The 19,391-nt window shown below is 66.4% G+C and carries 19 protein-coding genes; 9 read left to right on the top strand and 10 right to left on the bottom strand.

Annotated features, from left to right (window positions below; translation table 11 throughout):
* Positions 1–398: 398 nt before the first annotated feature.
* Entirely contained in the window at positions 399–4,220 is a 3,822-nt protein-coding gene (locus GRZ55_RS04645) for a vitamin B12-dependent ribonucleotide reductase (protein ID WP_169285736.1), read from the bottom strand.
* A gap of 724 nt (positions 4,221–4,944) precedes the next feature.
* Here GRZ55_RS04645 and glpX point away from each other — a divergent pair.
* Together glpX and recJ are read left to right on the top strand one after the other, a co-directional pair.
* Positions 4,945–5,922, top strand: a complete 978-nt coding sequence (gene glpX, locus GRZ55_RS04640) for a class II fructose-bisphosphatase (RefSeq protein ID WP_169285735.1) — start codon at positions 4,945–4,947, stop codon at positions 5,920–5,922.
* Between the two features lie 137 nt (positions 5,923–6,059).
* Positions 6,060–7,862: a single-stranded-DNA-specific exonuclease RecJ gene (gene recJ / locus GRZ55_RS04635; RefSeq protein WP_169285734.1), complete on the top strand. Its 1,803-nt coding sequence runs from the start codon at positions 6,060–6,062 to the stop codon at positions 7,860–7,862.
* On the opposite strand, the gene GRZ55_RS04630 is transcribed toward recJ, so the two are convergent.
* The 4 genes from GRZ55_RS04630 to folE form a co-directional block, all read right to left on the bottom strand.
* Positions 7,849–8,754, bottom strand: a complete 906-nt coding sequence (locus tag GRZ55_RS04630) for a patatin-like phospholipase family protein (RefSeq protein ID WP_169285733.1) — start codon at positions 8,752–8,754, stop codon at positions 7,849–7,851. The two genes, recJ and GRZ55_RS04630, sit on opposite strands and share 14 nt — an antisense overlap.
* 88 nt (positions 8,755–8,842) lie before the next feature.
* On the bottom strand, positions 8,843–9,820 hold the full coding sequence (locus GRZ55_RS04625; protein ID WP_169285732.1) for a patatin-like phospholipase family protein: 978 nt from the start codon (positions 9,818–9,820) through the stop codon (positions 8,843–8,845).
* Positions 9,821–9,904: 84 nt separating this feature from the next.
* A complete protein-coding gene (gene hisI / locus GRZ55_RS04620) occupies positions 9,905–10,327 on the bottom strand; it encodes a phosphoribosyl-AMP cyclohydrolase (protein ID WP_169285731.1) in 423 nt (140 codons plus the stop codon).
* Between the two features lie 36 nt (positions 10,328–10,363).
* Entirely contained in the window at positions 10,364–10,999 is a 636-nt protein-coding gene (gene folE / locus GRZ55_RS04615) for a GTP cyclohydrolase I FolE (RefSeq protein WP_169285730.1), read from the bottom strand.
* A 244-nt stretch (positions 11,000–11,243) separates the two neighbouring features.
* Between folE and GRZ55_RS04610 the strand changes: the two genes are divergently transcribed.
* The 4 genes from GRZ55_RS04610 (at position 11,244) to sufA (ending at position 12,683) form a co-directional block, all read left to right on the top strand.
* Complete coding sequence (locus GRZ55_RS04610) at positions 11,244–11,690, top strand: iron-sulfur cluster assembly scaffold protein (RefSeq protein ID WP_169285729.1); 447 nt, start codon at positions 11,244–11,246, stop codon at positions 11,688–11,690.
* Between the two features lie 10 nt (positions 11,691–11,700).
* On the top strand, positions 11,701–11,841 hold the full coding sequence (locus tag GRZ55_RS04605) for a hypothetical protein (RefSeq protein ID WP_169285728.1): 141 nt from the start codon (positions 11,701–11,703) through the stop codon (positions 11,839–11,841).
* 20 nt (positions 11,842–11,861) lie between these two features.
* Positions 11,862–12,188 (top strand): membrane protein insertion efficiency factor YidD, encoded by a 327-nt coding sequence (gene yidD / locus GRZ55_RS04600; protein WP_169285727.1) that lies wholly within the window; start codon positions 11,862–11,864, stop codon positions 12,186–12,188.
* Positions 12,189–12,296: 108 nt separating this feature from the next.
* Positions 12,297–12,683 carry a Fe-S cluster assembly scaffold SufA gene (gene sufA / locus GRZ55_RS04595; RefSeq protein WP_169285726.1) on the top strand — a complete coding sequence of 129 codons (387 nt, stop codon included), beginning with the start codon at positions 12,297–12,299 and terminating at the stop codon, positions 12,681–12,683.
* A 22-nt stretch (positions 12,684–12,705) separates the two neighbouring features.
* On the opposite strand, the gene GRZ55_RS04590 is transcribed toward sufA, so the two are convergent.
* Positions 12,706–13,197 (bottom strand): GFA family protein, encoded by a 492-nt coding sequence (locus GRZ55_RS04590; protein ID WP_169285725.1) that lies wholly within the window; start codon positions 13,195–13,197, stop codon positions 12,706–12,708.
* Between the two features lie 64 nt (positions 13,198–13,261).
* Between GRZ55_RS04590 and GRZ55_RS04585 the strand changes: the two genes are divergently transcribed.
* Positions 13,262–13,582, top strand: coding sequence for a TfoX/Sxy family protein (locus tag GRZ55_RS04585; RefSeq protein ID WP_169285724.1), 321 nt, complete (start codon positions 13,262–13,264; stop codon positions 13,580–13,582).
* Here GRZ55_RS04585 and GRZ55_RS04580 read toward each other — a convergent pair whose 3' ends face one another.
* Positions 13,583–15,130, bottom strand: a complete 1,548-nt coding sequence (locus GRZ55_RS04580; RefSeq protein ID WP_169286008.1) for a DEAD/DEAH box helicase — start codon at positions 15,128–15,130, stop codon at positions 13,583–13,585.
* Positions 15,131–15,470: 340 nt separating this feature from the next.
* Here GRZ55_RS04580 and GRZ55_RS04575 point away from each other — a divergent pair, with 340 nt between their 5' ends.
* Entirely contained in the window at positions 15,471–15,857 is a 387-nt protein-coding gene (locus tag GRZ55_RS04575) for a septal ring lytic transglycosylase RlpA family protein (RefSeq protein WP_169285723.1), read from the top strand.
* On the opposite strand, the gene GRZ55_RS04570 is transcribed toward GRZ55_RS04575, so the two are convergent.
* Positions 15,854–16,402 (bottom strand): alpha/beta hydrolase, encoded by a 549-nt coding sequence (locus tag GRZ55_RS04570; RefSeq protein WP_169285722.1) that lies wholly within the window; start codon positions 16,400–16,402, stop codon positions 15,854–15,856. The two genes, GRZ55_RS04575 and GRZ55_RS04570, sit on opposite strands and share 4 nt — an antisense overlap.
* A 144-nt stretch (positions 16,403–16,546) precedes the next feature.
* Here GRZ55_RS04570 and GRZ55_RS04565 point away from each other — a divergent pair, with 144 nt between their 5' ends.
* Positions 16,547–17,356 carry a VOC family protein gene (locus GRZ55_RS04565; protein WP_169285721.1) on the top strand — a complete coding sequence of 270 codons (810 nt, stop codon included), beginning with the start codon at positions 16,547–16,549 and terminating at the stop codon, positions 17,354–17,356.
* 39 nt (positions 17,357–17,395) lie between these two features.
* Here the strand turns inward: GRZ55_RS04565 and lexA are convergent, their stop codons facing one another.
* Both lexA and glp read right to left on the bottom strand, forming a co-directional pair.
* Positions 17,396–18,106 (bottom strand): transcriptional repressor LexA, encoded by a 711-nt coding sequence (gene lexA / locus GRZ55_RS04560; protein ID WP_169285720.1) that lies wholly within the window; start codon positions 18,104–18,106, stop codon positions 17,396–17,398.
* 78 nt (positions 18,107–18,184) lie between these two features.
* A complete protein-coding gene (gene glp / locus GRZ55_RS04555; RefSeq protein WP_169285719.1) occupies positions 18,185–19,390 on the bottom strand; it encodes a gephyrin-like molybdotransferase Glp in 1,206 nt (401 codons plus the stop codon).
* Between the last annotated feature and the right edge of the window lies 1 nt (position 19,391).

Below are 19,391 nucleotides of genomic sequence, written 5' to 3'. Positions count from 1 at the left end.
CGGGTCACTTCTCAGCGGAAACCAACACCCTGACGCACATGATCGATCAAGAGGGGTCTGCTGAAGCGCCAGCTGCCGACGGGCGGACCCACACTCCGAAGTGTTCGAACTGGTTGGTCTGAAAACTGCAGAGCACTGGCAGGCCCATGGTCCATGAGATGCAGCACGGATCCACTCCAGAGTTGCGCGGCTGGGAACTCGCTTGATGCAGGCTCTCAAAGCCCGCCCCTTTCGGGGCAGGTCCAAGGGGGCTGGCATCAGCGTTATGGTCTGCCCTTGCCGAACAGGGCTGCAGTCGCCATTGGGGGGCGGCTACGGCGCTATTGAGGGCGCGCCGCCCCCCAATGGCTCATAGCTTTGCTTGCCAGAACCCTTCGTCAACGCGAGTAGCTTTAGTATCAAGAGCACCCACTTGTACTACCGCAGGTGTCGCATTTCAGGCAGGTGCCGTTTCTCACCATGGTGAAGTTGGAGCATTCCGAGCACATGTCGCCGGTGTAGCCCTGCATGATCGCCTTGGCGCGGCGTTCGGCGGCGAGCGCCTTGGCTTCGGCGGCCTGCTGGGCGGCGGCTTCGGTGAAGAGGGCGGTTTCGGCGCTCTCCTGCGCGTTGTCCTGCGCGATCTGCTCGGCCCGTTCGCTCGCCCGGTCCTCGTAGTCGCGCTTGAAGGCCACGGCCTCCTCGAGCTTCTCCGCAGACACGGTCTTGAGCGCCGTCACCGTGCCGCCGACGGGCGCGATGGCGCGCACGCTGGTGCCGGCGATGGCCGTGGGGGCGGCGCGCTGCGGGGCAGGGGCGCCCGGCTGGCCACCGGTGGAGGGAGCCGCCTGGCCCTTGGGCTCGGCGGCGCCGGTCACCAGCTTGAGCGGCGCACCGCGCGTCAGGCCACGCGAATAGGGCGTGGTCTTGCCCTCCGAAATCCCCTTGCCGAGCGCGGTGTTGGAGAAGTCCGACTGGTCGACATGGGCCAGATCGTTGCGCTCCAGATAGGAGACGGCCAGCTCGCGGAAGACATAGTCGAGGATCGAGGTGGCGTTCTTGATCGCGTCATTGCCCTGGACCATGCCGGCCGGCTCGAACTTGGTGAAGGTGAAGGCCTCCACATATTCCTCGAGCGGCACGCCATATTGCAGGCCGATGGAGATCGCGATGGCGAAATTGTTCATCATGGCGCGGAAGGCGGCGCCTTCCTTGTGCATGTCGATGAAGATCTCGCCGAGGCGCCCGTCGTCGAACTCGCCGGTGCGCAAGTAAACCTTGTGGCCGCCGACGACCGCCTTCTGGGTGTAGCCCTTGCGCCGGTTGGGCAGCTTCTCGCGGTCGCGGTAGAGACGCTCGACCACGCGCTCGACGATCTTCTCGGTCACCTGCACGGCCTGGGCCGCGGTGGGGGCGGCGACCAGCTCCTCGACCAGATCGTCCTCGTCCTCGTCATCCTCGATGAGGGAGGCGTTGAGCGGCTGGGACAGCTTGGAGCCGTCGCGGTAAAGCGCGTTGGCCTTGAGCGCCAGCTTCCACGACAGCATGTAGGCCGACTTGCAGTCCTCCACCGTCGCGTCATTGGGCATGTTGATGGTCTTGGAGATGGCGCCCGAGATGAAGGGCTGGGCAGCCGCCATCATGCGGATGTGGCTGTCGACCGACAGATAGCGCTTGCCGACCTTGCCGCAGGGATTGGCGCAATCGAAGACCGGATAGTGCTCTTCTTTCAGATGCGGGGCGCCTTCCAGCGTCATGGCACCGCAGCAATGGATGTTGGCGGCCTCGATCTCCTTCTTGGAGAAGCCCAGTGCCGGCAGGATCTCGAAGGAGAAATCGGAAAGCTGCTCGTCGGTGAAGCCAAACGTCTCCTTCAGCCAGTCGACGCCGAGCGTCCACTGGTTGAAGACGAACTTGATGTCGAAGGCCGCCGTCAGCGCCTCGTTGAGCGCGGCTATCTTGTCGTCGCCAAAACCCTTGGCGCGCAAGGTGGCCGAATTGATGCCGGGCGCCTGGTCGAGATTGCCGTGACCGACCGCATAGGCCTCGATCTCGGCGATCTGGGATTCGGAATAGCCCAGCGTGCGCAGCGCCTCCGGCACGGCGCGGTTGATGATCTTGAAATAGCCGCCGCCGGCGAGCTTCTTGAACTTCACCAGCGCGAAGTCGGGCTCGATGCCGGTGGTGTCGCAATCCATGACGAGGCCGATCGTGCCGGTCGGCGCAATCACGGTCGACTGGGCGTTGCGGTAGCCGTGCTTTTCGCCGAGTTCCAGCGCGCGGTCCCAGGCCCGCCGTGCGCGCTCCATCAGGACGGGCTCGGGGCAATCGGACGCGATGAGCGGTACCGGATTGACCGACAGGCCCTCATAACCCGTGCTCTCGCCATGGGCGGCGCGGCGGTGGTTGCGCATGACGCGCAGCATGTGGGGGGCGTTGCGCTCATAGTCGGGGAAGGCGCCGAGTTCGGCCGCCATCTCGGCGGACGTGGCGTAGGCGACGCCCGTCATGACCGCCGTCAGCGCGCCGCAAATGGCACGGCCCTCGTCGGAATCGTAGGGGATGCCGTTGGTCATCAGGAGGCCGCCAATATTGGCGTAGCCGAGGCCCAGCGTGCGGTACTTGTAGGAGAGCTGGGCGATTTCCTTCGACGGGAACTGCGCCATCATGACCGAGATCTCGAGCACGATGGTCCACAGGCGGACCGAATGCTCATAGGCCTCGATGTCGAACGATCCGTCCTGCTTGCGGTAGGCGAGCAGGTTGAGCGAGGCGAGGTTGCAGGCCGTGTCGTCCAGGAACATGTATTCCGAGCACGGGTTGGAGGCGCGGATCGGGCCGGCCTCGGGCGAGGTGTGCCAGTCATTCATGGTGGTGTTGAAGTGCAGGCCCGGATCGGCGGACGCCCAGGCGGCGTGGCCGATCTTCTCCCACAGGTCGCGCGCCTTCAGCGTCCTCATGACCTTGCCGTCCTTGCGGGCGGTCAGGTGCCAGTCGCCATCCTCCTCGACGGCACGCAGGAAATCGTCCTTGAGCGAGACCGAGTTGTTGGAGTTCTGGCCGGAAACGGTGAGGTAGGCCTCCGAATCCCAGTCGGTGTCGTAGGTGGCGAAGTCGATCGAGGTGTAGCCCTGGCGCGCGAACTGGATGACGCGCTTGACGTAGTTCTCGGGGACCTGGTTCTTCTTGGCGGCCTTGATCTCGCGCTTCAGCGCGGTGTTGAGGCTCGGATCGAAACAATCCTCGCCATTGCCCTCGCAATTGACGCAGGCCTTCATGATGGCCGTGAGGTGCTGCTTGACGATCTTGGAGCCGGTGACGAGGGCGGCGACCTTCTGCTCCTCCTTGACCTTCCAGTCGATATAGGCCTCGATGTCGGGGTGGTCGACATCGACCACGACCATCTTGGCGGCGCGGCGCGTGGTGCCGCCCGACTTGATGGCGCCGGCGGCGCGGTCGCCGATCTTGAGGAAGCTCATCAGGCCCGACGACTTGCCGCCGCCCGACAGCTTCTCGCCCTCGCCGCGCAGATAGGAGAAGTTGGACCCGGTGCCGGAGCCGTACTTGAACAGCCTGGCCTCGCGCACCCACAGATCCATGATGCCGCCATCATTGACGAGGTCATCGCCGACGGACTGGATGAAGCAGGCATGGGGCTGGGGATGCTCGTAGGCGGATTTCGAGCGCGTCAGCTTGCCGGTGAAGGGATCGACATAATGGTGGCCCTGGCCGGGGCCGTCGATGCCGTAGGCCCAGTGAAGGCCGGTGTTGAACCATTGCGGGGAGTTGGGCGCCACGCGCTGGGTGGCGAGCATGTAGGAAAGCTCGTCCATGAAGGCGCTGGCGTCTTCCTCGGACTTGAAATAGCCGCCCTTCCAGCCCCAGTAGGTCCAGGTGCCGGCCAGCCGCGTGAAGACCTGGCGCGCGTCGGTTTCCGAACCGTAACGCTCGTCCTCGGGCAGTTCGGCCAAGGCGGCCTCGTCGGCCACGGAACGCCACAGGAAGGAGGGGACGTCGTTCTCCTCAACGCGCTTCAGGCGCGCCGGCACGCCGGCCTTGCGGAAATATTTCTGGGCCAGGATGTCGGAGGCCACCTGCGAGAACTGCGCGGGCACGTCGATGTCGGCCAGCCGGAAGACGATCGAGCCGTCCGGATTGCGGATCTCGCTCACCGCCTTGCGGAATTCGATCTCCGAATAGGCGTTCTGCCCGGCTTTGGTGAAACGGCGTTCGATGCGCATCGTGTCCTCTATGTCCCAATATCTAGGCGCTCATTATCCACAGCGAAGCCTCGTATTCTTCGCCTGGCGCGCCATCCGCATTCATGCCAGCACGACGTGCGCGCCGACCCCCTCATTCCTGCCCGAAACCAGCCGCACGCACCGTCCCGGCCAAGGGCCGGATCGGCCGGCCCCCGCTTTCGCGCCGAGGCCCTGCCGTGTTGCCGTGGTGATTCTCCCGGAAGAGGAGGCACACCGTATCTAGGGCGAAAACTCACCGCAAACACTAAATATAGTATTAACAGGCTGTTTACGCTACTTCCAAATGCCAGGTCCGGTCGCAAGGAAACGCACGCGAACAGCCCGCTGTCGGAACGGGTAGGTCCGCCGAAACGCATGAGAAACCTTGGGATTGGTGCCGGGATCGAAACCTGACCGGCGACGCCGGAACGCGAGCGTCAGGGTCATAAGAAATGACTCGGGATGGAGCGTCAAGGGCTGGAGTGTGTAAGTTTTACGACCCACCATATCTTGTGGTCGGCGGGTGTGGATAGCGGGCATAGCGAGGGGCTTCATACATGACGCTGGGGCAGTGGGCGGGCCATGGCTGTCCGGCGCGATCGCGGACAAAGATCGGGTGCGCGGCTTTCAATCGATTCACATGGCGCGCGACACTTGCCGCTCCGGAGCCTGTTTGCCAAAAGAGGCCCAATCGCCCGACGGGCCACATGCGCAGGAAGCCAAGATGCTCACATCCGCCTCGTCCGGTCTCGACCGGATCCTGACCCTCGAACTGGTGCGCGTGACCGAACGCGCGGCCGTGGCGGCAGCAAGGCTGCGCGGACGCGGCGACGAAAAGGCCGCCGACCAGGCCGCGGTCGACGCCATGCGCTCGGAGCTCAACCGGCTGCCGATCCAAGGCACCGTGGTGATCGGCGAGGGCGAGCGCGACGAGGCGCCGATGCTCTATATCGGCGAGGAAGTGGGCACCGGCGAGGGGCCAGGGGTCGACATCGCGCTCGATCCGCTGGAAGGCACCACGATCTGCGCCAAGAACCTGCCCAATTCGCTGGCCGTCATCGCGATCGCCGAGAAGGGCAGCCTTCTGAACGCGCCCGACATCTACATGGACAAGATCGCCATCGGGCCGGGCTATGCGGACGGGCTGGTGGACATCGACGCGCCGCCCGCCGACAACATCGCACGGCTCGCCAAGGCCAAGGGCGTGCCGGTGGGCGAGATCACGGCCTGCATCCTCGACCGTCCGCGCCATGCCCGCCTCATCGAGGCGGTGCGCGCGACGGGGGCGGCGATCCAGCTGATCGGCGACGGCGACGTGGCCGGCATCATCCACACCACCGAGCCCGGCGCGACCGGCATCGACATCTATATCGGCACCGGGGGCGCGCCGGAGGGCGTGCTGGCGGCCGCCGCGCTGCGCTGCATCGGCGGCCAGATGCAGGGCAGGTTGCAGATCAACACGGAGGAAAAGCGCGCGCGGGCCGAACGCATGGGCATTTCCGATCCCGGCAAGGTCTATTCGATGGAAGAGATGGCGAGCGGCGACGTTCTATTCGCCGCCACCGGCGTGACCGATGGCAGCCTGCTGGCCGGCGTGAAGTTCGGCCGCGATTCGGTCCAGACGCACACCATCGTCATGCGCTCCTCCTCGCGCACGGTGCGCGAGATCAAGGCCAGGCATCAGGATCTGGAGAAGTTCTGAGCGCGGCGTTCCGCTTCGACCCGCCGCAAGGACGGCAGTGGCGGCTTCGTCTCCCGCCGCTGCCGGCACGGCATGGCGCCTTTGGCTTCGCCGCCCGCGTCGGCTAGTGTCGCCGGTCCTCGGGAGCGGAACGAATCATGACGTCTGAGCAGCGCCCTTTCCTCGACATCAGGCAGTCGGCCTGTGGCACGGCATGGCATCACCGGCTCGACCCGCGCCAGGAGAACATCGCCATGGCGATCGCGCAGTCGCATGGCGTGCCCGACATCGTGGCGCGTATCCTGGCGGGGCGCGGCGTGGCGCTCGACGCGGCCGCCCGGTTCCTCGATCCCACGATCCGCGACCTCCTGCCCGATCCCTCCTCGCTGACCGACATGGACCGCGCGGCGGCGCGGCTCGCGCAGGCTATCCGGCAGCGCGAGAGCGTGGCCATATTCGGGGATTATGATGTTGATGGAGCAGCTTCGGCCGCGCTCCTGAAGCGATACTTCGACCATTTCGGCATGGTCGCGGAGATCTATATTCCAGACCGCATCTTCGAAGGCTACGGCCCCAACCCCCAGGCCATGCAGGAGCTGGTTTCGCGTGGCGCCAGCCTGATCGTCACCGTGGATTGCGGCACCAACAGCCAGGCGGCGATCGAGGCGGCGAACGCGGCAGGGGCCGAGGTCGTCGTGCTCGACCATCATCAGGTCTCCGGGGCACTGCCGCCGGCGGTGGCGGTGGTCAATCCCAATCGCGAAGACGACATGTCGGGGCAGGGGCATCTCTGCGCGGCCGGGGTCGTGTTCCTGGCACTGGTGCGGACCGCGCGCGTGCTGCGGGAGGGCGGGCACGATGCCGGGCCCGATCTGCTGTCGCTTCTCAGCCTGGTCGCGCTGGCGACGGTGTGCGACGTGGTGCCGCTTATCGGCGTCAACCGCGCCTTCGTGGTGAAAGGACTCCAGGCCGCCCGCCAGATGCAGAACCCGGGGCTGGCGGCGGTCGCGCGCACCGCGCGCATCGGCGAGCCGCTCAGCGCCTTCCATCTGGGCTTCCTGATCGGCCCGCGCATCAATGCGGGCGGGCGGATCGGCGATGCGGCACTTGGCAGCCGCCTGCTGGCGACGGAGGATCCCGTCGACGCCCAGACCATCGCGGAAACGCTCGACCGGCTGAACCAGGAGCGGCAGGCGATGGAGCAGGCGATGCTGGCGGAGGCGCGCCAGGAGGTGGATGCGGAACTCGCCTCGTCCAACCCGCCCGGCGTGATCGTCACGGCAAGCGACAAATGGCACCCGGGCATTGTCGGGTTGATCGCGGCCCGCCTGAAGGAGCAGGCGCGGCGTCCGGCCTTCGCCATCGCCTTCCGGCCGGACGGAACGGGGACGGGATCGGGTCGCTCCATTGCGGGCTTCGACCTGGGGCGGATCGTGCGCGACGCGCTGGAGGCGGGGCTTATCGAAAAGGGCGGGGGCCATGCGATGGCCGCCGGCATCACGCTGCGGCGCGAGAAGCTCGGCCAACTGCGCGCCTTCTTCGAGGAGCGGGCGGCATCGGTGGTGGACGAACTCAGGGCACAGGACGCGCTGCGCATCGACGCGGCCGTGTCGGCGGATGGCGCGACGATCGAGCTGTGCGAGATGCTGGAGCGGGCGGGTCCCTACGGAACCGGCCATTCCCAGCCGATCCTCGCCCTGCCGCGCCACACGATCATCGACGCGGCGGGGGTCGGGACCGCCCATGTGCGGGTGAATCTCAGGTCGGATGCGGGCGGGCGGCTGCAGGCGATCGCCTTCCGGGCGGCCGACAACGAGCTCGGCCGTTTCCTGTTCGAGAACCGGGGCCAGGCGGTGCATCTGGCAGGCACGCTGTCGATCAACCACTGGAACGGGAGCCGGAAGCCCCAATTCAGGATTCTGGATGCCGCGCCGGCAGCGATGCGACCTATCCGGACGTGACCGCGCGGATCCACTCCGCGTGGGCTTCCACCATGCGTTCGCCCTCGTCAATCGCCTCGCGCGCGCGGTGGAAATCGAGCACGCTCATATCGGTCAGGTAGGCGTTGAGCAGCACGTGCGGCGCGTCGCCCGCCAGCCGGCTACGGCGGATCTGCTCGGACATGATGTCGATGGCGGTCAATACCAGCTCGAGATAGGCGGGCGGGGTGACGATCTCGCGCTGCGGCTGGCTCGGCCACAGGCTGCGCAGCGATTCGGGCAGGTCAGGCAGCAGATCGGACAGCGTGGGCAGGCCGGGCCGCGTCATGCCGGGTTTCCAGAATCCGCCATTCATGCGGGCGTCCGGATTCACGGCGATGACAATATCGGTGTCGAGCGCACGGGCGGCCGAGACGGGGATCGGATTGACGACGCCGCCATCGATCAGCCAGCGACCGTCGACGCGTTCGGGGCTGAAGACGCCGGGAATGGCAACGGAGGCGCGGATCGATTTGGCGAGCGGTCCTTCGCGCAGCCATATCTCGCGGCCGGTCTGGATGTCGGCGGCCACCGCGACGAACGGGATCGGCAGTTCCTCGATCCGGTCCGGGATGCCGATCGTGCCGAGCATGGACAGGATTTCGGCCCCGCCGACGACACCGCCGCCAGTGAGACGGACATCGATCAACCCCATGATGGAACGTTTGGTCTGGCTGCAGGCCCAGTCTTCCAATTCGTCGAGCCGCCCGGCCGCATAGGCTGCGCCGACGAGGGCGCCCATCGAGCAGCCGGCGATCGCGTCGGGCCAGATCTCCATCTTCTCGAGTCCGCGCAGAACGCCTATGTGGCACCAGCCACGGGCGCCGCCCGAACCCAGAGCCAGACCGATCCTGGGCTTTTCCAAAGAAGTCACGCCGTCTCACCCTTGCTTGCCGCGCGCCAGATGTGGGCGGAATCTCGCGCCGATGCAAGCGGCGGGCGGCAACAGGTCGACGCAGATATCAGGCCAGCACGGCCTGGAGCCGCTGAAGTTCGGAAATCTGGGCGCGGGTCGCTTCGTAGCCCAGGCGGATGGCCTCGTCGGCACGGTGGAAGTCGGTCAGTCCGACATGGCCGAGCTTGGGCTGGAGCGACAGATCCGGCGGATCGCCCGCCAGCCTGGCGCGGGAGATGCGGTCCTGGATGATGTTGAAGGCCTCGACCATCACGCCGGTAATGCCGATGCGCGATTCGCGCTCGCGCGGGCCGCGATCGATGACGAGATGGGCATCGTCCGCGCCGCTGCCGTCCGGCATGTCGGCACTGTGCTTGATGACGGCGGCGCGCCCGAAGAGATCGTAATGGAGGTTCACGGCCACCACCAGGCGCTGCTCGTGGGCGCGGCAGGCGGAGACGGGGACCGGATTGACCAGCGCGCCATCGACGAGCACGCGCCCGTTGCAGGACACCGGCTCGAACACGCCCGGCAGGGCGTAGGAGGCGCGCATGGCGGTGATGAGATTACCCTGGGACAGCCAGATCTCGTGGCCGGTCCGGATTTCGGCGGCGACGCATACGAGGGGCCGCGGCAGGTCGGCGAAGGTCACGCCGGCCAGATGCGCCTCCATGCGCTGGGTGAGCCGCATGCCGCCAAAAAGGCCGCTGCCGCCCCAGTTGAAGTCGAGAAGGCCGAAGACCTTGCGCTTGGTCAGCGATCGGGCGAATTCCTCGAGCTCGTCGAGCTTGCCGGCCAGATAACATCCGCCGACCAGGGCGCCGATCGAGGTTCCGGCGATCATGTCGACCCGGATATTCGCCTCGTCGAGGGCGCGCAAAACACCGATATGGGACCAGCCGCGGGCGGCGCCGCCGCCCAGCGCGAGCGCGATGCCCGGCGGGGGTCCACCAGCCACCACAGGATCCCCCTCATGGGGAGGAACCGGCGCGTCCTTCATCAGATCCGCGTCATGCCTCCCGCGCAAGGATGCCCAATCCAGCATCATCCTCTCCTTGTCCCACGCGCATCATGCCGCAGAAAGCGTGTGAATTTGGTGAATATGAGCCGGCGCGCGAAGAGGGATGCTTCACGCCGTCGCCGAAGGCTCGCTCTCGACGAGTTCCGGCGCTTGCTGGCCCGATCGCACGACACGGTAGAAGCAGGAGCGGCGACCGGTGTGGCAGGAGACGTTGTCGCCGGCGACACGCACCTTGAACCAGAGCGCGTCCTGGTCGCAGTCGGTTCGGATTTCCACGATATGCTGGACATTGCCGGAGGTGTCGCCCTTCTTCCAGAGTTGCGCGCGGGAGCGCGACCAGTAATGGGCGATGCCTGTATCGAGCGTGAACGCGAGCGCCTCGGCGTTCAAATGCGCGACCATCAGCAAGGTTCCGTCTTCGGCATCCGTCACGACGGCAGTCACGAGGCCGTCGGCGTCAAAACGCGGCGTAAAGGCCGCACCCTCTTCGAGCGCGGCCTTGTCGCGAGGCGGTTCTGGAAATCTGGACACGTCAAAATTCCGGGGCAGGTTGCGGGAAGCAGCCTTCTAGCGCCGATTTCCTTCGCGCACCATCATCATGAACCGAACCTGCTCTTCAGGCGTGTCCCGGAAGGCGCCGGTGAAGGTCGACGTCAGCGTCGTCGAGCCCGGCTTGCGGATGCCGCGCATGGCCATGCACATGTGCTCGGCCTCGATCATCACGGCCACGCCGCGCGGCTGGAGCACGTCCTGGATGGTGCCGGCGACCTGCGCGGTCATGGCTTCCTGCGTCTGCAGCCTGTGGGCAAATATGTCGACCACCCGCGCGATCTTGGACAGGCCCACCACGCGGCCATCCGGCAGGTAGCCGACATGGGCCCGGCCGATGATCGGCACCATGTGGTGCTCGCAATGGGAATGGAAGGGGATGTCCTTGATGAGGACAAGATCGTCGTAGCCGGCGACCTCCTCGAAGGTGCGGCCCAACTCCTCGACCGGGTCCTGGTCGTAGCCACCGAACATCTCCCGATAGGCCTTGGCGACGCGCTTGGGCGTGTCGAGCAGACCCTCTCGATCGGGGTTGTCACCGGTCCAGCGCAGAAGCGTGTGCACGGCGGCCTCGACTTCGGCCTGGGAAGGGCGCTCGGGCCTGGGGGGGGCATCCTGCTGCAGGGGAGGAAAACTCTTGATTATCGCGTCCATGAAAGGCGTCTCCCGTAGTCACGCTCTATACGGCGCGACGAGTTGAACGGACCACAGCCCTTCGCGGGAAAAGAAGAACCCTGTTTCCTGCCCGAGAATCGGCCTGCATATGCGTACCGGCATGTCGCGTCCGCGCCAGCCTTGCTGGCCGCCGGTACTGACCCTTATATATTTGCGACGACCATCAATTGAAAGACTGCGGCGCGAGAAGCTCTTGCGCCAAGGGCCCGAAATGGGGAACGCCATGATCGACGAGGTCTACAACAAGAAAATTCTGGGCTTCGCAGGCAATATCGGCCGCCTTGGACGCCTGGAGGCGCCAGACGCGACCGCGACCGCCCATTCCAAGCTCTGCGGTTCGACGGTGATCGTGGACATCCGGCTCGAGGATGGTGTCGTCACCGACTTCGCGCATGAGGTGAAGGCCTGCGCGCTCGGCCAGGCATCCTCGGCCATCATGGCCAGCAGCGTGGTGGGTGCCAGCGCCGACGAGCTGCGTGCCGTGCGCGAGACAATGCGCCGCATGCTGAAAGAAAACGGCGCGCCGCCCGAGGGGCGTTTCGCGGATCTGAAATTTCTGGAGCCCGTGCGCGACTACAAGGCGCGGCATGCCTCCACGCTGCTTACCTTCGACGCGGTGGTCGACGCGATCGACCAGGTGGAGCGGCGGCGGGCCGGCGCCGCGGCGTGAGGAGCCGGCCATGAAACCCTCCGAGGCGCTGCTTCATCGCCACGAGGTGCTGGCGATCATCGCGCGCTATCCGGCAAGGAACCCGCTGGTCTTCGGTTGTGTGGCACGCGGCGACAGACCCAGCTCGGCGACTTCTGCGTGGACGCCTTGAGCCTTAAGGGGATTGCCAAGATGCCTTCCCGCAATTTCCCGGGTCCCTGGCCGAAGACGCCGGGACGGCTGCTCGGCACCGCGCTGGTGCGGCTGTACCAGCTGACGCTGTCCGGCTTCATCGGCAATTCCTGCCGCCATTTTCCCACCTGTTCGGAATTCGCCTATGAGGCGATCGCGCGGCATGGGTTGTGGCAGGGGGGCTGGATGGGTCTTTTCCGCGTGATGCGGTGCGGTCCGGGCGGCACGCATGGCATCGATCTGGTGCCCGACCATCTGGCCGCCGATCAGGTCTGGTGGGCGCCGTGGCGCCTGTGGCGCGTCAGCCGGAAACACGATGGGGACTGACGCCGCGCCGCGATGCAACGCTGAAGGCTTGCAAGGCGCCGCCTTCTCCCCCATTTTCGGGACTCACCCTTTCCGCGGGCCTTGAACCCGTGCCGAATGGAGCAAGAGATGGGCAGATTTTCCGTTATTTCCATGACGGACGCAGCGGCAGCGCGCGTTCGTGAAATCGTCGACAGCCGCGAAAGCGTGCGCGGCGTGCGCATCGGCATCAAGAAGGGCGGCTGCGCGGGCATGGAATATACTATCGACCTGGTGACGGAGCCCGCCACCGGTGACGATCATATCGAGCATGAGGGCGCCCATGTCTGGGTCGCGCCGGAGGCGGCGCTGTTCCTGCTCGGAACCGAGATGGATTTCGAGGTCACGACGCTGAGGACGGGATTCGTCTTCAACAACCCCAACCAGTCATCGGCCTGCGGCTGCGGGGAATCGGTAGAGCTCAAGCCCGCAGACCTGAAGGAACTGGCCGAAGCGCGGGCGGCGAGCGGGGTCTAAGGCAGCGCCATCCTACCGGCGCCTATTCCACCCACAATCCCCGGCGCCGGTGCCAGTCCTCAATCGATTCCTTCGGATAGAGATCAAAGGTAGAATCGCCTGGGCGGATGGCGGGCTCCACCCATGACGCCTTGTAGCGCAGCATGAGGTGGACCCGCTCCGTGGCCCGGGGCAGGTCGCTGTCGATGGCGCTGGCGAAGGGGTGGACGAGTTCGGGCCAGCTGGGATCGAACAGCCACAGAGCCGATCCGCACTCGCGACAGAAGCGGCGTTCGCCCGACGAGATGCGGCAACCGCCAGCCTCCTCGATCTCCGCCCGGTAGAGCCCCAATTCGCCGTCGGCCTCGATCTTCAGCGTCGCGGCGAGGGCCGCGAGGTTTATGGCATATCCCCCGCCGCCCTGCTGCTTGCGGCAGATCGAGCAGTAGCAGAGCTGGTAGGGGACGGGCGTGTGGCTGGCGACCTCGAAGCGGACGGCGCCGCAGCGGCAGGAGCCTGTCATCAGCATGGGCATGGCGTCTTCCTTCCCGGCTGCGTTCCTGCCAGATTGAACGCATCTGGCATGGAATGGTTCGGCGATGACACAGGACGAGATAGCCGATTTCTTCGAGGGCTTCGGGCCGGTCACGACACGCAAGATGTTCGGTGGAACGGGCATCTACCGCGACGGGCAGATATTCGCGCTCGAAGCCTATGGCGAGATCCTGCTGAAGGCGGATGCCGAGAGCGCACCGGAGTTCAAGGCTGCCGGTTCGCGCCAGTTCATCTATGAGGGGAAAGAGGGCAAGACGACCGCGATGCCCTATTGGAGCGTGCCGGATGCGGCGGTCGACGATCCGGAGGAGCGCGCCGAATGGGCGCGCAAGGCATTTGCGGCCGCGTTGCGCAGCCGCAAATAATCAGGCCTTAACCTCGATCTTCATGAAGGCGGGCATGTCGTCGCCGAAACCGATGGTCCCGTCACCCTCATCATGGTCGCGACCACGGCGCTTGCCGCCGCGCCTGTCATTGTCGTCGCGCCGCGGGGCAGGGTCTTCGCGACGTGGGGCGGGAGCCGCCTCGGGCTGGGCCGCCTTGCGTTCGGCGTTCTCGGCCTTGATCGCGTCGCGGCGCTTGCGCTGAGGCTTTTCCTCCTGGACCGCCTCGACGACGGCGGCGGGGGCAAGCGGCTCGGCCGGGACGACCGACGGCGCATCGTCTTCGACGGGCGCTGGCGCACTTCTCGTCTTCCGGGGCGGCTTGCTGTCGCCACGCGGCTTGCGCTCGCGGCCGCGGCGCGGCCGGGGGGAATCATCCTCGTCATCGTGTGCGATGGTCGAGACGTCGCCGTCCAGCCATTCGATATCCTGGCCGATCAGCTTCTTGATCGCATCGAGATATTTCGCGTCCGATTTGGTGACGATGGTGAAGGACTTGCCCGACCGGCCCGCACGGCCGGTGCGACCGATGCGGTGGACATAGTCCTCGGCGTGGATCGGCACATCGAAGTTGAAGACGTGACTGACGGCGGGAATGTCGAGTCCGCGTGCGGCCACGTCGGAGGCCACGAGCAGCTTGAGCTTACCCTTCCTGAAGCCGTCCAGCATGGCCATGCGCGCGCGCTGGTCCATGTCGCCATGCAGCGCGCCGGCGTCGAAATCGTGCTTCACCAGCGAGCGGAAGAGCTCCGACACATCGACCTTGCGGTTGCAGAAGATGATCGCGTTGGTGAGATCGTCGCCTTCCTGGCGAATGAGATTGCGCAGCGTCTCGCGCTTGTCCCAGCCCTTCGACTTGGACTTGACCAGGCGCTGGACGATGTTGGTTGCCGTCGATGCCGCCTTGGACACCTCGACGCGCACCGGAGCCTGCAGGAACTGCTCGGTGAGCTTGGTGATCTCCGGCGGCATGGTGGCCGAGAAGAACAGCGTCTGGCGGGTGAAGGGGATCAGCTTGCAGATGCGCTCGATGTCGGGGATGAACCCCATGTCGAGCATGCGGTCGGCCTCGTCGATGACGAGGATCTCGACGCCCGTCAGAAGCAGCTTGCCGCGCTCGAAATGGTCGAGCATGCGGCCCGGCGTGGCGATGAGGACGTCCACGCCGCGCTCGAGCTTCTTTTCCTGCTCATCGAAGGAGACGCCGCCGATGAGCAACGCGATGTTGAGGCGGTGGTTCTTGCCGTATTTGACGAAATTCTCCTCGACCTGCGCGGCGAGTTCGCGCGTCGGTTCGAGGATGAGGGTGCGCGGCATGCGCGCCCGGGCGCGGCCCTTTTCGAGCCGGGTGATCATGGGCAGCACGAAGGCCGCCGTCTTGCCCGTTCCCGTCTGCGCTATGCCCAGCACGTCCTTGCCGGCGACGGCATGAGGAATGGCGTCCGCCTGGATCGGCGTCGGGATCGTGTAGCCGGCGTCGGCGACGGCCGAGACGACCTTACGGGACAGGCCCAGCTGGTCGAATGTGATCTGGGGCGCGTCGATGGCGCCTGCTTCGGTCTTATCGTCTGATGACACGTTTGCCTGGTCTTTGCTGATGTTGCCTGCGCAGTAGGGGTGCACTGGCTCCTGAACCGCCGCATCCGGACGGACCCATGCCTGTCGGCGTTAAGGAACGCGCCGTCCGATGTCAACCGGCGGCGGCTCCTTGAGGCTCGAAAGATAAGCGTTCAGCGAAGGAAATCAATCAGGTCTTAGGAGAATTGCCTAGAAATCGTCAATTTGTCGCCAAGTTGTCGTCAATCCGAGCGGTCAGATGCCAGCCCCAGCCGGGGGGCTTCAATCGCAAACAAGAACTCGGAATCCGTCGATGAAGCTAACCGGACTTGCCGCAGTGCCTGCGGCGTTGCTTGCCTTCTCCCTCCTTTCCCTTGAACCTTCCCATGCCAGCCAACAGCCCGTGGCGCAGTCCGCCAGCGGCCAGGCCTCCTGGTATGGCTCCAAGTTCCACGGCCGGCGCACCGCCAATGGCGAGCGCTACGACATGCACCAGATGACGGCCGCACATCGCAGCCTGCCCTTCGGCACCAAGGTGCGCGTGACCAACCAGCGCAACGGACGCGCCGTGGTGGTGCGCATCAACGATCGTGGACCCTTTGCCGGACGCCGCATCATCGACCTTTCCCGTGGCGCCGCGGGCGCCATCGGCATGGTCAATTCGGGCGTTGCGCCGGTGAAGCTGGAAGTGCTGCGCTAGAGCCTCGACAGGAAGCGGGCGAAGACGAGCAGGCCTTCCGGCCAGGGTCCGTGACCGGACTCGGTGTTGAGATGGCCGGCTTCGCCCGCATCCATGAACAGCGATCCCCAGGCGCCGGCGATGTCCTCGGCGACATCGTAATCGCAATAGGGGTCGTTGCGGCTGGCGACGAGCACGGACGGAAAGGGCAGGGGGTCGCGCGCATACGGGCCGAACGTCATCAGGTGGCGGGGGCGGATCGCCGGGTTCGCCACATCGGGCGGGGCCACGAAAAACGCGCCCGCGACCCGTTTCTCGAAAGCGTCGAGCGCCTGCACGGCGGCCGCCACGCCCAGCGAATGGGCGATCAGGACAACCGGCCGCTCGGCCGTGTTCACCGCCTCGGCGATGGTGCGCGTCCAGTCCTCGCGGACGGGCTTGGTCCATTCCGCCTGCTCGACGCGGCGTGCCGTGGACAGTTTTGTCTGCCACCGCGTCTGCCAGTGGCCGGGACCGGAATTGGTGTATCCCGGCACGATCAGAATATCTGCTTCGCTTGCCTTCATGCCGCGTGACTAGCCGCAGGCGCGCCGCGATGCAACGCCGTGAAATGTGTGAACGCGCTGTTTCGATTCATATCACTTGTGGTGAACGATCGTAGCTCCGATCTTGACGGAAAGGCCCACGGCCGCCTTGTCCGGAGAGAACCCATGTCCGACCTTCCCTTTTCCGCCACGACGCCGATCCATGTCGGCCGCGTCGGCCTGCGCGCGCGCGACGGCGAGGCGCTGGCATCCTATTACAGATCGCTGCTCGGGCTGACGGAGATGCGGCGCAGCGGCGCCGCGATCGCGCTTGGCGCGGGCGGGCGCGAATTGCTGGAGATCGAACATGCGCCAAGCCTGGCGCCCGACGATCCCCGCTCGGCGGGCCTCTTCCACACGGCGTTCCTCCTGCCGGGGCGCGCAGATCTCGCGCGCTGGGTGCAGCATGCCGTGGACAGCCGGATCGCGATTACCGGTGCCTCCGACCACCACGTCTCCGAGGCGATCTATCTGAACGATCCGGAAGGCAACGGCATCGAGATCTATGCCGACCGGCCGCAGGAGGTCTGGAAGCGGGAGAACGGGCGGATCGCGATGACAACCGAGAGGCTGGACGTGGACGGCCTGCTGTCGACCCTCGATGCCGGCGATGCCGGCTGGCAGGGGGCGCCGGAAGGCACCGTGATCGGGCATGTGCATCTGCGCGCCGGCGACGTCGACGCGGCAGAGGAATGGTGGCACGAACTGGGCCTGGAGACGACGGCCCATTACGGCTCGCAGGCGGTGTTCCTCTCAAGTGGCGGCTATCACCACCATATCGGGGCCAATATCTGGAGGAGCCGCAATGCCGGGCCGCGCGAGGCGACCAGGGCAGGATTGGCCTTTGTCGAGATGGTGGATGGCGCCGCGACCGGCGAGCGGGTGACGGCCGACCCCTGGGGCAGCGAAATCAGGATCGTGCCGGGGCGGGCATAGGCTCGCACCCGGTCCTGACCGAGACGCGCGGACGCGCCGTCAGTAGCGGCGGATGAGGCCCACCAGCTTGCCCTGAACCTTCACACGGTCGGGGCCGAAGATGCGGGTCTCATAGGCGGGATTGGCGGCTTCGAGCGCGATCGAATCGCCCTTGCGGCGCAGACGCTTCAGCGTCGCTTCCTCGCCATCGACGAGAGCCACGACGATCTCGCCGGGCGTGGCGGTCGAGGCATGGCGGATGATGACCGTGTCGCCCTCGAAGATGCCGGCCTCGATCATCGAATCGCCCTTCACCTCGAGCGCATAATGCTCTCCGCCGGAAATCATGTCCGGGGGCACGCTGATCGAATGGGTCTGGTGCTGGATCGCGTCGATGGGCACACCGGCCGCGATCCGGCCCATCACGGGGACCGAAATCGAGCCGCCGGCGTCCTGATCGTTGCCCGCCACCGGCGGACGGCGCTTTTCGCCGGAACGGCCCCCCTCGATCACGCCGGGGGTGAACTTGCGGCCCTGGGCCAGGCCGGGCGACATCGATTCGGGCAGGCGGATGACCTCGAGCGCGCGGGCACGGTTGGCGAGGCGTCGGATGAAGCCTCGTTCCTCGAGTGCGGTGATGAGGCGATGGATGCCGGACTTGGAAGCGAGGTCCAGCGCGTCCTTCATCTCGTCGAAGGAGGGCGGGATGCCGGATTCCTTCATGCGCTGATGAATGAACATCAGAAGTTCGTGCTGCTTGCGGGTCAACATCGCGCCACCTCGGCCTAAACAAATGCAGAACAGACTGTATCTGTTCGTGACGTGTTCCGCAAGTGCGGGAGCCGTGGCCTAGCGCAGCATCACGACCTGGCAGGGCGCGCCTTTCTGGGCGGCCGGTTCATTGGGCGGGCGCACGATGAGGGCGTTGGCGGCTGCAAGGGCCGACAGCATGGAGGAATCCTGCAGGTCGAGGGGGGTCGCCACCATCTCGCCATCGGTCGTGCCGGCAATGGCGCGGACATAGTCCTGGCGCTCGGCATTGGCGGCCATGTCGGCGCCGAGACGCATGGTCCTGACGTCGTGGTGGTGCGGCCTTCCCGAGAGCCTTGCCACCAGCGGGGCCAGGAAAAGATGCGCGCAGACGAGGGCGGAGACCGGGTTGCCGGGCAGGCCGATGGCCAGGGTTTCGCCGAGCCGCCCGAACATCAGCGGCTTGCCGGGCCGCATGGCGATCTTCCAGAAATCGAGCTCCATGCCCTGGCCTGACAGCGCCTTGTGGACCAGATCGTGGTCGCCCACCGACGCGCCGCCGATGGTGACGATCACGTCGGCGCCCTGCCGGCGCGCGCCTGCGATCGATGCGCCGATCTCGGCCTCGCGGTCGCGGGCGATGCCGAGATCGAGCGCGCGGCCGCCGGCACGGCGCACGATCTCCGCCACGCCGACATTGTTGGAAGAGACGATCTGGTCGGGGCCGGGCGGCGTGCCGGGCGCTACGAGCTCGTCGCCGGTGGCGAGAATGGCAATGGTGGGAACACCATGGACCGACAGGGCAGGGCGGTTGGCGGAAGCGGCGAGCGACAGCGCGGCCGCATCCAGTTCGCGCCCCGCCTCGAGCACGCGCCGCCCGGTGGCGAAGTCGAGGCCCGCGCGGCGGATGTGGCGCCCTGCGGCCGTGGCGTCCAGCGCCTCGATCGTGGTCGCGTCGATGCGGCGGGCATTCTCCTGGATCAGGATGGTGTCGGCGCCCGGCGGTACCGGCGCGCCGGTGAAGATGCGCACCGCCTCGCCGGGGCCGACTTCGCCGCCGAACCGGCGGCCGGCAGCGGCCTCGCCTGTCACGCGCAGACTTGCGGGCGGGGATGCGATATCGCTCGCGCGCACAGCATATCCATCCATGGCCGAGGCATCGAAGGGTGGCTGGTCGCGCAAGGCGATGACGTCTTCGGCGAGGATGCGGCCGCCGGCCTCGGCCAGCGGCACGGTCTCGGGCGCCCGGGGATGTGCGCCGGCGAGGATTCGGGAAAGTGCCTCGTCGACCGGGAGGAGCGCCATG

Source organism: Chelativorans sp. ZYF759 (genome assembly GCF_012911015.1).
GTDB lineage: Bacteria > Pseudomonadota > Alphaproteobacteria > Rhizobiales > Rhizobiaceae > ZYF759.
This window is presented reverse-complemented; position numbering and strand designations above follow the sequence as displayed.